Origin of the sequence: Paenibacillus sp. FSL M7-0134, assembly GCF_038007865.1 — a bacterium.
Lineage (GTDB): Bacteria > Bacillota > Bacilli > Paenibacillales > Paenibacillaceae > Paenibacillus > Paenibacillus polymyxa_B.
In genome coordinates this window covers 912112-927076 of the sequence record NZ_JBBOXV010000001.1, presented here as the reverse complement: position 1 = coordinate 927076, position 14965 = coordinate 912112, and the positions used below count along the sequence as shown (strand labels likewise).

The window sequence follows — 14965 nt, the reverse complement described above, 5'->3', positions numbered from 1 at the left end:
TTATGATAATCATTATCACATATATAGAAAAGGGGAAATACATTGATGTCCGTTCGACACCGCAAGACTGCCACCCTTATGTTGGTGGCGCTCCTCTTATTATCCGTTGTTTTGGGCTGCGCGAAGCAGGAAAAAACCCCTGCATCCACCTCTACTGACGGAGCTGCCAATGAAAAGTCGATCACGCTATCGTGGCCGCGTGACATTGGTACGATGAATCCTCACGTATACAATCCTTCCCAACTTTTTGCACAATCCATGGTCTATGAGCCGTTAGTCAGCTACAAGCAAGGAGGCAAGCTGGAGCCTGCTTTGGCTGAATCCTGGACTATTTCCAAGGACGGCAAAATATATACGTTTAAGCTGCGCAAAGGTGTGAAATTTTCGGATGGAACGCTATTTAATGCGACCATTGTCAAAAAGAACTTTGACGCTATTATGAAAAATGAGAAAACGCACAGCTGGCTTGGTATAGTAGGCGTTCTCGACAAAACTGAAGCTGTAGATGACAGCACCTTCCGAATGACGCTCAAAGAGCCATACTACCCAGTGCTTCAGGATTTGTCTGTCGTTCGCCCGTTCCGTTTTCTGGGTGAAGCGGGGTTCCCGGATGATGGAGATACGTCCAAAGGAATCAAGAAACCTGTAGGTACAGGACCTTGGATGCTGGATGAATACAAGCAAGATGAATATGCAACCTTTAAGCGTAATCCGAACTATTGGGGTACTGCACCGAAGGTGGATAAAATTACGGTAAAAATCATTCCCGATGGCGAAACCCGTGTAATGGCCTTTGAAAAAGGCGACCTGGATCTGATTTATGGAGAGGGTGTCATTAGTCTGGATGCTTTCAAACAGCTTCGCGACACGAATCAGTATGTTACCACGCTGTCCGAGCCTGTAGGTACAAGAAGCCTGTTACTCAACTCATCCAATCCCAAGCTGGCAGACCTTCGGGTACGTCTGGCACTCCAGCATGGCTTTAACAAGCAGGCAATGGTGGAAGGTGTAACCTCGGGGCTGGAGGAAACAGCGGATACGGTTTTATCCAAAAACTATCCGTATACGAATGTAAACTTACAGCCTGTTGGCTATGATGTGGAAAAATCCAAATCGTTGCTGGATGAGGCTGGCTGGAAGCTGCCCGCAGGCGGTACAGTACGGGAAAAAGACGGACAACAGCTGGATTTTGAGCTGATTTTTGATAAGACTGATCCGATCCAAAAGGCGATGGCTGAAACCATTCAGGCTGAATGGGGAGAATTGGGTGTCAAAGTGAACCTGACCGGACTGGAGCTGACGGTTCAAATTAAGCGCCTTAGATCCAACCAGTTTGATCTGTACTTCTGGTACAACTATGGTGCACCTTATGATCCGCATTCCTTTATTAATGTCATTGCCAAGAAGAGCTTCGGAATTTCCGAGGTGCTGAGTGCCCTCCCGATGAAGAAAGATCTGGATCAGCAAGTACACGAAGCGCTCTCATCGACAGATGAAACCAAGCGTCAAGAGCTGTATGCTTCGATTCTGAAGACGCTTCAGGAGCAATCTGCCATTGTGCCTATTTCTTATATTAAGAAAACGGCAGTGTACCAGAAAAAGATTACAAACTTTGTATTCCCGGCTAATCGGGATGAAAATCCGTTTGAGGGAATTGAAATCGGAAAGTAGCTGAAGCCGATAGGTAACGGTAGTTTACAGGATAGGAGGACAACTCATGATCAGCTATATCGGGAAGCGAATGGTAGCGGTCATTCCTATTGTTCTCTTTGCCACCCTCGTTACCTTTGCACTGATTCATATTTCACCAGTTGATCCGGCCGAGGCTTATTTGACGGCTGCTCATATTTATCCTACTCCAGAGATTCTGGAGCAGAAAAGGCATGAGTTCGGGCTGGATCAGCCTTTGCTGACGCAGTATATGCATACACTTCAAAGAATCAGTCAATTGGACTTTGGTACTTCGTATCTGACCAACAAGCCGGTGTGGGATGAGGTCAAGGTTCGGCTGCCCGCCACTTTTGAATTGGCTGTGAGCAGTATGGTGCTATCTATTGTGGTGAGTATTCCACTGGGCGTGCTGGCGGCGATGCGTAAAAATGGATGGATCGACATGCTTAGTCGAGGAATTTCATATTTTGGCGCATCTATACCCCAGTTTTGGCTGGGATATTTGTTAATCTTCTTTTTCTCTGTCCGATTGGATTGGCTCCCTGTAGAGGGGCGAGGAACGTGGCAACATCTGGTGTTGCCCACTTTGACCCTGTCGCTGGTTCTGATTGCTTTATATACGCGCCTGCTGCGTTCCAGTGTGTTGGAGCAGCTTCAGGAAACGTATGTGCAGTATGCCAGAACTAGAGGGATTCGTGAGCGGGTGATCATGCTCAAGCATGTACTGAAAATTGCCATTGCTCCACTGATTACAAGTATGGGTATGAATCTGGGCAAGCTTCTGACCGGAACAATTATTGTGGAGCAGGTGTTTTCATGGCCCGGGTTTGGCCGTTATTTTGTGGAAGCGATTTTTAACCGGGATATTCCCGTCATACAATGCTATGTGTTTTTGGCGGCATGCCTGTTCATCGTATGCAATTTGCTCGTTGATCTGGTGCATTTGTATATGGACCCCCGAATTTCATCGAAGGGACGAGCAGAGCTGTGATGATAAGGTTGCGTACAATGTTCAAAGGTCAAAAGGTAATCGTGGTCTGCTCTGTCGTACTGGCTGCTCTTTTTATCATTATGGCGCTAGCTCCTTGGCTGGCTCCCCATGATCCGGTTAAAGTCAATTTACTGCACAAGCTGGAGGGACCTTCGAAAGAATACTGGCTGGGGACCGATCATTTGGGTCGGTGCAATTTATCCCGGTTGCTGTATGGAGCGCGGATTTCCCTCGGCTTTGCGACATTAATTTTCCTGTCCTCGCTTAGCATCGGCGTTGTGGTCGGGTCGCTTGCAGGTTATGTAGGTGGCTGGGTCGATAGTGTGTTGATGCGGTTTTGCGAAGGTATTATGGCGTTTCCGAATTTGGTGCTTGTGCTGGGCATTGTCGGTATTTTTGGACCGGGCCTCATGCAGGTGCTGCTTGCCTTGATGATGGTGCAGTGGGTGTATTATGCCAGAATGTGCCGCAATATGGTCGTCAGTCTGAAAGAACGGAATTTTATAGCTGCTGCAAGGATTAGCGGGTCCTCCTCAGGGGCCATTATCCGGCGGCATATTATTCCGAATGTGCTGCGGCCGATTGTGGTCATTGGTACACTGGAAATGGGTTGGGCGATCATGGATATTTCCGCGTTGTCGTTCCTTGGTCTAGGCATTCAGCCGCCGACCCCCGAATGGGGAGCGATGATTCATGAGGGAACGGGATACATTCGCAGTCATCCGGAATTAATGATCTATCCGGGGGTTATGATTCTGGTGGTGGTGATGGCCTTCAATATATTGGGGGAGGCGCTGTCCGACCGATACGGAATTGCCAAACGTCAGTAAAACGGGAGTGAGTTACAACGATGGACGACAGGGCGAAGGTGCTGGAGGTCAGCGGCTTACAGGTGAAGCTCAAAACCGGTGCCGGGGCGGTATCTCTGCTGGAGCCAACTCATTTTGAGCTGAAAAAGGGACAGGTACTGGGTCTTGTCGGCGAGAGTGGAAGCGGCAAAACAGTGACTTGTAAAGCGTTGCTCCAACTGCTGGATCGCCAGACGATGGACGTGGAAGGTAGTGTCCGTCTCAACGGGCGCGAGCTGAACGGAATGGTGGCCGAGGAGATGCGGCGAATTCGAGGCAAGGAAATCGCGTTTATTATGCAAAACCCGATGAGCGCTTTTACGCCAGTGTATACGATCGGAGCTCAGTTTATGGAAACGGTCCGCACGCACACCGGATTAACCAAACGACAGGCCCATGAACTTGCCATAACGGCTCTGGAAAATATGAATCTGCCCGATCCAGCCAAGCTGATGAAGCGGTATTCGTTTCAGTTGAGCGGCGGGATGCTGCAACGAGTCATGATCGCCATTTCCATGTGCCTGCGGCCAGCAGTGGTTATTGCCGATGAACCAACGACGGCGCTCGATGTGGTCAATCAGCTACAGGTGCTAAGAGAGCTGGATCGCTTGCGTACGGAATACAATACGTCCATTTTGCTGATCTCGCATGATCTGGGCGTCATTTCCCAATTGGCGGATGAAGTGGCTGTCATGCAGCAGGGTCGTATTGTTGAGCAGGCTGAGGTCCATCAGTTATTCGATCACCCGCAGGATGAATATACGAAAATGCTGCTGCATGTCAGACCCAAGTTGTCCATTCGGGGCATAAATCAGGTAGGTGGTTAGTCGCCTGTTCGACGGTTACACTTTCAAAAGGGGAGCGAATGCGCATGCTACAAGTGAAGAAAGTAACTCATAGCTATGGAAGGCGCAAATGGCTGGGCCGCTCTGAACCACGTCCTCCTGTGTTGGCTAACGTTTCGCTTACTATAGAAAGTGGGTTTTGCCTAGGCTTACTTGGTACCAGCGGAGCCGGTAAAAGCACGCTGGGCAAGGTTATTCTGGGGCTGGAGAAGCCGCAGGAGGGTCAGGTGCTGTTCCAGGGACAGGACATTTATAATGCGAGCCCCCAAGTCCGCAGGGGACTGCGACGGGATATGCAGGTCGTATTTCAGGACTGCTACTCTGCTGTAAATCCCCGAATGACCGCCGGGCAGATTATTGGTGAGCCATTGGACAATTACGAACGGTTATCGGTGCAGGAACAAAAAAGAACGGTCGAAAGCCTGCTGGAACGGGTCGGCCTCAAGCCGGAAGATCGGATTAAATATCCGCATCAATTCAGCGGCGGACAATTACAGCGGATCAACATTGCACGGGCGATTGCGCTTAAACCAAAGCTGATCGTGCTGGATGAGTCCGTCAGCAGCCTCGATATGGTTCACCAGATGCATATTTTATCCCTGCTGGGAGAACTGAAATCTTCGTTTGGATTGTCATATCTGTTCATCACGCATGATATTCGGGCGGCATATGCCATCTGTGATGGCATTGCTGTGATGGAGCAGGGAAGATTGATTGAGCGCTGTGATGAGAAGGATCAGATTTTTGAATCTGCTCATCCGGCTGTACGACGGTTGATCTCGTCCATTTTGCCGGAACATCCAGCAGAGCGTTTTCCGCTTCATGGATAACAGTGGACCCGCAAGGGTCCTTTTTTTGTGCAACATATGGATAAATAATCGAAATGAAATTTACTTGTTGTATTATTTGAATAACCCGTTATAATATAAAATCATAGTAAATTACTTGGATATTAAAAAGGGGATGTCATATATGAAGAAATCTGCTTTGGTGGCAGCGATTGGCCTATCTCTTGTGTTATTAACGGGTGCCTTGAGTGGATGTTCCTCGAAGGATGCGGCATCGGGGGATAAGGTAATCTATGTCGGCACACAAAATGACTACCCTCCGTTTGCTTTTACGAATGAAAAAAACGAGCTGACCGGGTACGATGTGGAAGTAGTCAAGGAGATCGACAAGAAGCTGGACGGCTACAAGTTTGAGTTTGTACCTTCTGGCTGGGACGGAATTTTCATGGCGCTGGAATCGAACAAGATTCAGGTCGTAGCAGATGAAATCGCCAAAAATCCTGAGCGCGAGCAAAAATATTTGTTCTCGGATGAATCCTACTTTCAGGCACAATCCGTCATTGTTGTGAAAAAAGGCAGAACGGATATACACTCTCTCAAGGATTTGGAAGGCAAGAAGGTAGCCGCATCAGTAGGCGATTCCTACACACAATTGCTGGAACAATATAATGCGAAGAATGGGAATAAAATTATTTTGAAATACAATGATACAGGCACTTCGTCCGATAACCTTCAAGACGTACAAAATGGCCGGGTGGACGCTTATGTGAATGATCCAGTCATGACGGCTGCTACGATCAAGAAGGAAGGTTTGCAGGTCGAAGCGATAGGTGATCCTGTGCAAACGGATGATATCAATCTGGTGTTCAAAAAGGATAAGCAGGGCGAAGAGCTGAAAGCTAAAATCGACCCGATTATTAAAGAGTTGAAAACGGACGGAACACTGAAAAAATTGTCTGAACAATGGACAGGTGGGGAATATATCCCGCAGTAACAACAATGTAAAGGGTAAAGTGAGGTTCCTATGGAAAAGCTGTTTGACCTTGATTATATGCTGAAAAGCCTTCCCCGGATCGTTGAGTATCTACCCGTTACGCTATGGATTGCATTTTTGTCCATGCTGCTGGGTACGATTATCGGGTTGGCAACGGCGTTAATTCGGATATACAAGGTGCCTGTCTTGGCGCAACTGTCTACGCTGTATGTCTCCTACATCCGGGGAACACCGCTCATTGTGCAGCTGTTTCTCGTATATTATGGAATACCCAAGTTTTTATATTATTTTCAGAGCGAATACGGTTTCTTACAGCAATTAAATATCTACGTGATTCCACCCGAGGTTTTCGCATTGTTGTCATTTTCACTAAATCTCGGGGGTTATCTGTCGGAGACGTTCCGGGCGGCGATTCATTCAGTCGACCGGGGACAATTTGAGGCAGCTAATTCCATCGGCATGAGCCAAACACAAATTATGCTCAAAATTGTATTGCCGCAGGCGTTGACGGTGGCTTTGCCCAATCTGGGAAACACGCTGATCAGTACGGTGAAGGATACGTCTTTTATTTTTATGATCGGTGTCGTCGATATGATGGGACAGGCTAAAATTATGGGCGCGCGGGCGTTGGCTTTTTTTGAGGTATATGTTGCGGTGTCCCTGATTTACTGGTTGGTGTGCATTATTATTGAGCGCGGGCTTGTCGTGCTGGAGAAGCGTATTCGAATTTACGAAAGAAGTGAGTAAGAGCATGATCAAGCTTCATCAAATTCATAAGCATTTTGGACAGCATCACGTGTTGAAGGGCATAGACTTGACGGTAGGCAAGGGAGAAGTCGTGGTGATCCTGGGCCCAAGCGGATCGGGGAAGTCCACGTTGCTGCGCAGCATTAATTTTTTGGAGCAGCCGACCAGCGGAGTCATTGAAATTGACGATGTAAAGGTCGATGCCGCCAAGGCGGGAAAAAAGGACATTCTCGGACTACGGATGGCAACGGCAATGGTATTTCAGCAATATCAGTTGTTTAAAAATTTGAATGCACTCCACAATGTGATGATTGGTCTGACCAGTGTGAAAAAGCTGGATCGTAAGCAGGCGAGGGAGATCAGTGAGGAGATTTTGGAAAAGGTCGGGTTAAAGGATCGTATGACCTATTATCCTGCTCAGCTTTCGGGTGGACAGCAGCAGCGAGTTGCGATTGCCCGTGCTTTGGCACTAAATCCGCAGGTGTTGTTGTTCGATGAACCGACATCCTCACTTGATCCTGAACTGGTGGATGAAGTGCTGTCCGTGATCCAAAAGGTGGCGAGTGAAGGCAATACGATGATTATTGTCACGCATGAGCTTGGTTTTGCGAGAGATGTAGCGGATCGGGTTGTGCTGATGGAGCATGGCGTGATCGTGGAGCAGGGACCCGTGGAGCAGTTTTTCACCAATCCGAAGGAAGAACGGACACGGCAGTTTCTGGGCAAAGCGTTGGTACAGAGAGCGCCACAGGAGCAGCCTGTATCCCCATAAAAAGTACGTGGATGGGTTATAGGTATGTGCAGCGCTGTAGACTTATTGCACCTATAGTAAAAAGCACGTTAGACAAGTCGCAGGAGGAAGGAAAGCCCGCGCTTGTTTGTCGTGCTTTTTTTGGCGCTTCATATCCCAAATTCTTTTCCATTGCAAAGTAGCTTATCACACTTATTCATGATAAATTCTAAGAACAATACAGTGAAGATGTAATCGGGAAGGAACATTGGCATATGAAAAAGGTTTTGTTCATTAATACCGGAGGGACCATTTCTTCCTCCTATCAGGAAAACGGCCTGACACCGACCCAATCGGCTGAAAATATTTTGGCGGAAATTCCGGAGCTGAAGGAGATTTGCGAGATTGATGCCCATAATCTGATGAGCATTGATAGCACAAATACACAACCAGAGGATTGGGCTTCCATCGCCCGGATGGTACATCGTTCGCTCGATCAGTACGACGGCATTGTCATTGCACACGGTACGGATACGATGGCTTATACGGCTTCAGCCTTGAGTTTCATGCTGGGAACCGTAGACAAACCCGTCGTTGTGACAGGTTCACAAGTTTCCATTTTGGCGGAGCACAGCGATTCCAAAAAAAATGTAATTGACTCATTCCTGACCGCATGTGGCGAGGTGGCTGGGGTTTTTGTCGTGTTTAACGGCAAAATTATCAATGGTAGCCGTAGCTCGAAAATCAGAACACGCAGCTATAACGCCTTTGAGAGTATTAACTATCCGTACATTGGCCTCGTGGAGAACGGTAAGGTGGTCTATACGGAGGGCGTATTTGCAAATCGCAGTACCGTTCGTCATCCATACAACGACGGGTATGCTTCCGAAGTATTTCTGCTCAGGCTGATTCCGGGTACGAATCCGGCGATTTTCGATGCCATTCAGGGCTTGGGCTATAAAGGTATCGTCATTGAGGGCTTTGGTATGGGTGGCGTCCCTTTTAAAGAAAGAAGCCTGATCAGTAAAATCGAGGAACTGATGAAGGACGGTATGAGTATTGTCGTGACTACTCAATGTCCTTATGAGGGCGGGGATTTGACGATCTACGAAGTGGGGCAAAAGGTACTGGAGAAGGGGGTTATTCCGGGGTATGACATGACAACGGAAGCGCTGGTGACGAAAATGATGTGGGCGTTGGGGCAGACGACCGATCCGGCCGGGGTAGCCAAGATTATGGCAACGAACTACGCGGACGAAGTTTCCTTGCCTGCGGATACAGCTTCCTTATAGGAAGCTGATTTCCGTAGATAAGAACAGGCATAAGAAAAAATACGGGTTAACGCTGGCCTTGCCCCAGACTGCTTTTAATCTCAATAGCCACTTTCAGCGCTTGTACAGCCGATTCCAGTGGAATCAGGCTTTCCGAATGTCCACCAAAGCATTCAAGTGCATGATCCAAACTTTTTTCGTATGGATTGGCAGATTCGAGGTTGATTTTTTGCTGTCCTGATGCGGTATACTCATATAATGCGGTAGGTATAAGATCGTTTTCGTCGCTTTCATGGAATACCAGCTTGGCCTTTTCAAAATAAGCTTCATAGGCCACTGTGAACGGGTAGCTTCCCGGCATATGGGATGAAGCGATGACTTCTGTGAATGTATCCCGATGCTGAAAGTAAGCACGAACCTGTGCTTGTTCAGGATGAGTAACTTCTGTACCCCAGACTGTACATGGATCACAGGGGCCTAATAGCCAGGTCAGTAAATCCAGTTCATGAATCATGAACTGAGTAGGGATGGAGCTTAGTCCAAGATCCCCCCACAGATGAGGCGTTTCTCTTTTCAAAGATAAGGAGATAAGCTTTCCGTACTTCTGTTGGCGGTATGCCTCATACAGATAGGTATAGGCGGGATCAAACTTAATGAACTGGTTGACCAGAATCTTTTTGCCATATTGCTTCGCAGCTTGTTGCATAAGAAGAGCGTCTTCGAGATTAAAGCAAACGGGTGTTTCACAAAATACATGCTTACCGTGCTTTAGCGCATCCACAGCATATGACCTATGCAGGTGGGAGGGCAGGCATAGATCGACGATATCCACGTCTGGATCCAGCAGAATATCCTCTATATTTTGTGTGACTTCTACGTTTAGCTCCTCTTTCAGCTTTTGCAGCTTGGTTTCGTTCCTTCCAAATACCATGATTCTGTTTACCTTGGGATGGTTGTTTAACAATGAGGCATGATATGCGCCGAATCCCGTCCCCAATATTCCAATATTCATCATCCATTACACCCCTTTACTTCTATGATACACACCTATTGCTGCCAACAGGGTGTCAACAATCTTTGCATCATCTTTTCAATTCGGGTTAACCATCTATTGTGGAGGTATGATTGTGAGACTGCATCGTTTAATCGCGATTTTATTATGTATCGAATCTAGAGGGAGAATGAAGGCCAAGGAATTGGCGTTGGCACTGGAAACCTCTGTACGCTCCATTTACAGGGATATCGACCTCCTGGCTGAAGCCGGCGTTCCGATTGTTACCGCATCGGGACCGAAGGGCGGAATTTATTTAATGGAGGGTTATACGGCGAACCTGAAACAGTTGAATGGCGGGGATGTCATTCAGTTGTATTTAACAGGGATGGGCATTTATACAGGCGGGCCCACCGAATCGGGTTTGAAGTTAAAGAATGCTCTGCTCAAACTGGAACAGACGATGCCAGACCCGTATCAGTCCGATATTAAGAAAGCCAAAGCACGGTTTTATTTTGATGATACGCCGTGGTGGACGGAACGTATAGCCATTCCTTGTCTTGAGGCCGTGAGAGCTGCAGTGTGGGGGTCCCATAAAATAACCATTCAATATGAGAAGGCTGACGGAATCTGTTCTTCCCGTCATGTGCATCCCTATGGACTTGTGGTGAAAAAAGGAGATTGGTATCTCATTGCCTTCTGTGAAGTTGGGCAGGAGATTCGGACCTTTAAATGTGAGCGAATCAAGGAGGTTCAGCCGTCTGCGGAAGTGTTTGAGGTTCCGGTCGATTTTTCGCTGGAACATCATTGGATGAGGCAAGAAACCGCGTTTAAGCAGCTTTGTACAGAGAAAGAATACTATCCCGTTCTAATCCGAACGAATAAGAAGCAAGCGGGAATTATAGCGAAAAGAATGGAAATCATCCAGTCTGTACAGGAAGGCAGTCATTTCATTCTAAAGGTCAACATGTATAGTTATGAAGCGGCTTGTCGCGATGCTATGGATTGGATCGGTAGGGTTGAAGTTTTGGAGCCTGCAGTACTCCGACAGTTTGTGAAGGAAGAAATTAACCGACTCCAGAGGATATATGGATAAATGATTAAAAAAACACCTGCCTAGGGCAGATGCTTTTGCTTGTTAAGTCCAGGCCCATAGAAATCCGTCACGATCCCAGGCAATTCTACCACCATGAAGCTTGCGGAATGCTTTTTTGATTTCTTTTTCCAGAGATACATGACCATGCTCGCTTATAAACACATACTGCTCTCCATACTCAGAGCGTACATATGCAATTGCATCTTCTTGTTTCAGGGTGCCCACTTCACGGATCTGCGCGACCATCCATTGTGCAATCTCTTGTTCTGTTGTAGGGGTGTTGTCCATTTGTCGTATCCTTTCCTGCGTACCGATTGGGTGTAGCTGTTCGGCTCACCTCCCCGTAGTATACGGCAATTCGGAGAATTATTGAATTTTTTGATATAAATTTACTTGAGCGGTTGGCTAAGTGGGCTTTCTTTTGTATAATTAAGGGAATATTCACGGGAATTTTCTTTTTTTGTATTGTAATCATGCAAGTAATCCCTGGGGGTGCCTGATTTGAAGGAAACAACCACAATTCGCGCAGAGCTGGAGCAGTACATCAGACGAGAAGGAATTACGATTAGTAAGTTTGGGGAGAACACAGGTATTAATGCAGGGACGATCAGTGCCATTATTAACGGTAATCGTCCGATTGCGATGTTGCTGTTGGATCGGATTGGTGCAGGCATGGGGCTTAAAGAAGGGAGCCTCTATGAGTTATACATTGATGAATTTATACGGAATACGGCACCGAATTGGCGACGGGTTCGTCCCTTTTTGCATCGCTGTGCAGAGCTGAACAAACTGGATTGTATTAAGCAAGTCGTGGAGTTTATGATGGACTATCTCATATACGCCCCAGCTTTGTTTGAGACAGCAGAAGAATTATTCAGTGAAGGCAAGTTCGAGGCTGCGGCAATTATTTATAAAAATGTTTCGGAAAGTGAGAAATACCAACATTCAGAGCGTCTGGCGCTCTGCCAATACCGTTTATTTACGATTGCCGTTGGCGATGACCAGGACGAAAACTTATGGGCAGCCACACACTTTGAAAGCTTTGTGGACCGACTGGGTGAAGCAGACCAACTGGATGCCTTAAGAGACTTGGCCAATACCTATGCCTCCTTGCGGCGTTGGGATAAAGTAGAATGGTTTGCTGAAAAAATGGCTCAAAAAGCCAAGGTACAATACGAGCAAAAATACGGAAATACCAGAAGATCGGAGCGTGGCAAGGAACCTAAGGGTCCTTTGTTTATGTATATTGTATACTCTTATGTGCTGCGCGCCGGGGTGTGGGATGAGCGCGGGGATTATCAGAAGGCGCTGGAATTTGTATCCCTATACTCTGATTTGAGCTGGGTGCAAGAGGATACGGAAGAAGCTCAGCGTTTGAAGGCCCTTTGTAGCAACTGGGCTGAGGCCAACGGGTATTTATATCAATTGATGTCCGGCAGCCTGGATGTGATTCCACAGTATGTAGATTATTTGGAAAAAAACGAAGGTGAAATTCTGGTGGGGCTACATAAAATTATGGTAGCGGCCAACCGTTATGATTTTAATGTAGATCATGTACTGCAGCGCTTTGAAAAACAAATTGAGGCATTTGCAGATCAGCATGTCAAGGTAGGGACCTATACGGAGCAAATGTCAGCAGATCTCTATGCACGATTTTTGGCAGAGATGGCTTGTTATGATCTCAACAAACATCGTTATTCCAAAGGTATGAAATTCCTGCTCGAGAGCCTTTCCTATTCCGTCGTGCTGAATGGTAATCCTGTCACAATCAAATGTGTAGGATTATTTGAAAAGTTTCGGCATACTGCCACTTCTGAGGACAAAGAGGAATATAAAAACTTACTTGGAGAGGTAGAGTACATCCATGATAAAAAAGATCGTTTTTTCTCTGCTCGCATTTAATGTTTTTGTCCTATTGAATTTTTCACCCGTTCCCCCCCCTATGGAAGATCCTAGCGACGTCCACAGTCATGGGCTGGGGGGATGGGCTTTTTCATCCCTTGATACATCTACCTGAAAAGGTCTAGATTGTCGTAACCCAAAAGGTATCCTCTTATGAAGAAGAGGATACCTTTTTTTGATGTGGAAGTGCATTTGAAGGAGCACTTTTGCCGTCAAGAGTGGGGAGTTGGAAGTTGAGCAGGCGGAAACCAGACATGACGCAGATCCACCCAGCCCTGACTGTTAAAAGATACACCGCGCACAGAAGGGAGATAGGCCGTCTGAACGGGCTTTTCATATAAAATATGCAGCTGGTGCTCATCCATGAGCCGAGTTTCGATATGTTCGAATTGCTGCGCCCTAACAGTATGATCGGCCTCCCGTGCAATTTCACGCAGCAGTCTTTCGATATCCACACGGCTATGAGGCTCCACATGCCCAGATACATTGAGATACAAGTCAAACAGGCGTAATTGCTCATCACGGTCACGAAAGAGAGAAAAGATGATTAAGTCTGACTCCATACGGATAGATGAGCTTTTGAATTCATTCATAGATGCGGCCACGATGTTACAGGTATACCCACAGGATTCGAGCTGAGCCGCAACCCGGTCTGCGTCCGCTTTATACTCGGGAATGGTAGCAATTTGTAGTGCCGCCAGTGGTTCATAAGAATCGTTAGATGAATCCACTGCTGGAGGAAGGGAGCGATGATCCAGACATGCTACAATGCGGGCACGTATTTCTGGGTTGCGCAACGGTCCATCCTTGTGTGTATTACATGTGATAAATTTGCGTACCGAAGCCGCCGAGTGAATCTGGCTCCATGCGGTATCCGTATCTCCCGCTGATACGGGATTATGGATAATGTGAAAAGAAGAAGCGGTGTCTTCCGTATCCGACGATTCCAGCTTAGTCGCCCACGGGAGTTGGACAATTTCCACTCGGTCCAGATGAGCCCGGCCTTGAAAATAAGGTGCGAAAGCCTCCAGTGTACACAGGCTTTCGTTCATTTCCGTGACTTTGAATGCCCCTGTACCGATAGGGCGGATGCCAAAGGCGGCCTCACCCACCTGATTAAGCTCACGCGGCACAATCGCAGCCCGGCTGGTACACAGGAAGGATAGAAATAGCTCGTTCGGCTCTTTTAGTACGAAGCGTACCATCGTCGGGCTCAACGCCTGGACGTGCTGAATTTGCCGGACGATAAAATGATAAAGTCGCCTTCCCGGCGCCCGACTCAGTCGCTCAAAGGTATAGACGACGTCTTCAGCGGTCAGTATTTTTCCGTTATGAAACAGCACTTCTTTACGCAGGAAAAAGGTCCACTGTGTACGAGTGGCGTCCACCTCCCAAGCGTGCGCCAATCCCGGCAAAATCTCACCGCTTTCGTTCGCCCGGCGGGCCAGGCCATCAAAGACGTGGCTGGATACGAAGGACTCGGCGAGCCAGTTCAAGTACAACGGGTCCAGCGTATAGAGTTGCTGGCGAATAGGCAGACGCAGCGTGTCGATCTGCTGCTGATCACTGCGCACCTCTGCGTGATGCCCAAAATAATTCAGCAGCCAGCCTTGCAAATGCTCCTGCATGGTGGAGGAGCGTGAATGAACTCGGATCTCATCCAGCGCGCGTTTGATATCATGGCGGTCTATGGCTTGCATCATGGATTGCACGGCAATGTCTTCCGGCTGAATGAGGAAGCGCAGACTGGAGCGGCGACCTCTGCCTCGGCGAGGAGTCCATTGTATCCAGTCGTGCTGCTCCATTTTCTGAATGATCATCAAGGCGTTGCGGTGAGTACAGTCAAAAATAGCCGCCAGCTCATCCAGCGTCGTCTCTATGGTATGGTTTTCGTCCTTGTCGTCAGCTGCGTGTGAGTGAAGCCGTAAAAATTGGGCATGGAGTTTCATTCAAGGTTGCTCCGTTTCCCCTATATTTGATTAAAAGCGTAGCCACTTTTATAAAATAGGAAATTTTGTTTGAATTAATTTCTCTTTATCTTCTTATTTTATCATCTACAATAAGGGTTATAAAGCATATTTGTGGAGGTAT

At 47.4% G+C, this 14965-nt stretch carries 14 protein-coding genes; 11 read left to right on the top strand and 3 right to left on the bottom strand.

The window, feature by feature from the left end; all coding sequences use genetic code 11:
• Positions 1–45 precede the first annotated feature (45 nt).
• The 9 genes from nikA (at position 46) to NSQ58_RS03940 (ending at position 8906) form a co-directional block, all read left to right on the top strand.
• Positions 46–1671, top strand: coding sequence for a nickel ABC transporter substrate-binding protein (gene nikA / locus NSQ58_RS03980; RefSeq protein ID WP_028540876.1), 1626 nt, complete (start codon positions 46–48; stop codon positions 1669–1671).
• A 46-nt stretch (positions 1672–1717) separates the two neighbouring features.
• A complete protein-coding gene (gene nikB / locus NSQ58_RS03975) occupies positions 1718–2662 on the top strand; it encodes a nickel ABC transporter permease subunit NikB (RefSeq protein ID WP_023990980.1) in 945 nt (314 codons plus the stop codon).
• A complete protein-coding gene (gene nikC / locus NSQ58_RS03970; RefSeq protein ID WP_080682961.1) occupies positions 2662–3492 on the top strand; it encodes a nickel ABC transporter permease subunit NikC in 831 nt (276 codons plus the stop codon). Before nikB ends, nikC begins: the two co-directional genes overlap by 1 nt.
• A gap of 20 nt (positions 3493–3512) precedes the next feature.
• Positions 3513–4337 carry an ABC transporter ATP-binding protein gene (locus NSQ58_RS03965; protein ID WP_023990978.1) on the top strand — a complete coding sequence of 275 codons (825 nt, stop codon included), beginning with the start codon at positions 3513–3515 and terminating at the stop codon, positions 4335–4337.
• Between the two features lie 38 nt (positions 4338–4375).
• Positions 4376–5185: a nickel import ATP-binding protein NikE gene (gene nikE, locus NSQ58_RS03960; protein WP_023990977.1), complete on the top strand. Its 810-nt coding sequence runs from the start codon at positions 4376–4378 to the stop codon at positions 5183–5185.
• Between the two features lie 142 nt (positions 5186–5327).
• Complete coding sequence (locus NSQ58_RS03955; RefSeq protein WP_023990976.1) at positions 5328–6137, top strand: transporter substrate-binding domain-containing protein; 810 nt, start codon at positions 5328–5330, stop codon at positions 6135–6137.
• A gap of 30 nt (positions 6138–6167) precedes the next feature.
• Positions 6168–6884 (top strand): amino acid ABC transporter permease, encoded by a 717-nt coding sequence (locus NSQ58_RS03950; protein WP_023990975.1) that lies wholly within the window; start codon positions 6168–6170, stop codon positions 6882–6884.
• Between the two features lie 4 nt (positions 6885–6888).
• Entirely contained in the window at positions 6889–7656 is a 768-nt protein-coding gene (locus NSQ58_RS03945) for an amino acid ABC transporter ATP-binding protein (RefSeq protein ID WP_076264578.1), read from the top strand.
• Positions 7657–7889: 233 nt separating this feature from the next.
• Positions 7890–8906, top strand: a complete 1017-nt coding sequence (locus tag NSQ58_RS03940; RefSeq protein ID WP_013312613.1) for an asparaginase — start codon at positions 7890–7892, stop codon at positions 8904–8906.
• Between the two features lie 46 nt (positions 8907–8952).
• Here NSQ58_RS03940 and NSQ58_RS03935 read toward each other — a convergent pair whose 3' ends face one another.
• A complete protein-coding gene (locus NSQ58_RS03935; RefSeq protein WP_071558041.1) occupies positions 8953–9900 on the bottom strand; it encodes a Gfo/Idh/MocA family protein in 948 nt (315 codons plus the stop codon).
• A 112-nt stretch (positions 9901–10012) separates the two neighbouring features.
• Between NSQ58_RS03935 and NSQ58_RS03930 the strand changes: the two genes are divergently transcribed.
• Complete coding sequence (locus tag NSQ58_RS03930; RefSeq protein WP_023990972.1) at positions 10013–10972, top strand: helix-turn-helix transcriptional regulator; 960 nt, start codon at positions 10013–10015, stop codon at positions 10970–10972.
• A 42-nt stretch (positions 10973–11014) separates the two neighbouring features.
• On the opposite strand, the gene NSQ58_RS03925 is transcribed toward NSQ58_RS03930, so the two are convergent.
• Positions 11015–11260, bottom strand: coding sequence for a DUF6953 family protein (locus NSQ58_RS03925; protein WP_013312611.1), 246 nt, complete (start codon positions 11258–11260; stop codon positions 11015–11017).
• 213 nt (positions 11261–11473) lie between these two features.
• Here NSQ58_RS03925 and NSQ58_RS03920 point away from each other — a divergent pair, with 213 nt between their 5' ends.
• Positions 11474–12874 carry a transcriptional regulator gene (locus tag NSQ58_RS03920; protein WP_071558043.1) on the top strand — a complete coding sequence of 467 codons (1401 nt, stop codon included), beginning with the start codon at positions 11474–11476 and terminating at the stop codon, positions 12872–12874.
• A gap of 212 nt (positions 12875–13086) precedes the next feature.
• On the opposite strand, the gene NSQ58_RS03915 is transcribed toward NSQ58_RS03920, so the two are convergent.
• Positions 13087–14823 carry an ABC transporter substrate-binding protein gene (locus NSQ58_RS03915; RefSeq protein ID WP_053326412.1) on the bottom strand — a complete coding sequence of 579 codons (1737 nt, stop codon included), beginning with the start codon at positions 14821–14823 and terminating at the stop codon, positions 13087–13089.
• Positions 14824–14965: the final 142 nt, after the last annotated feature.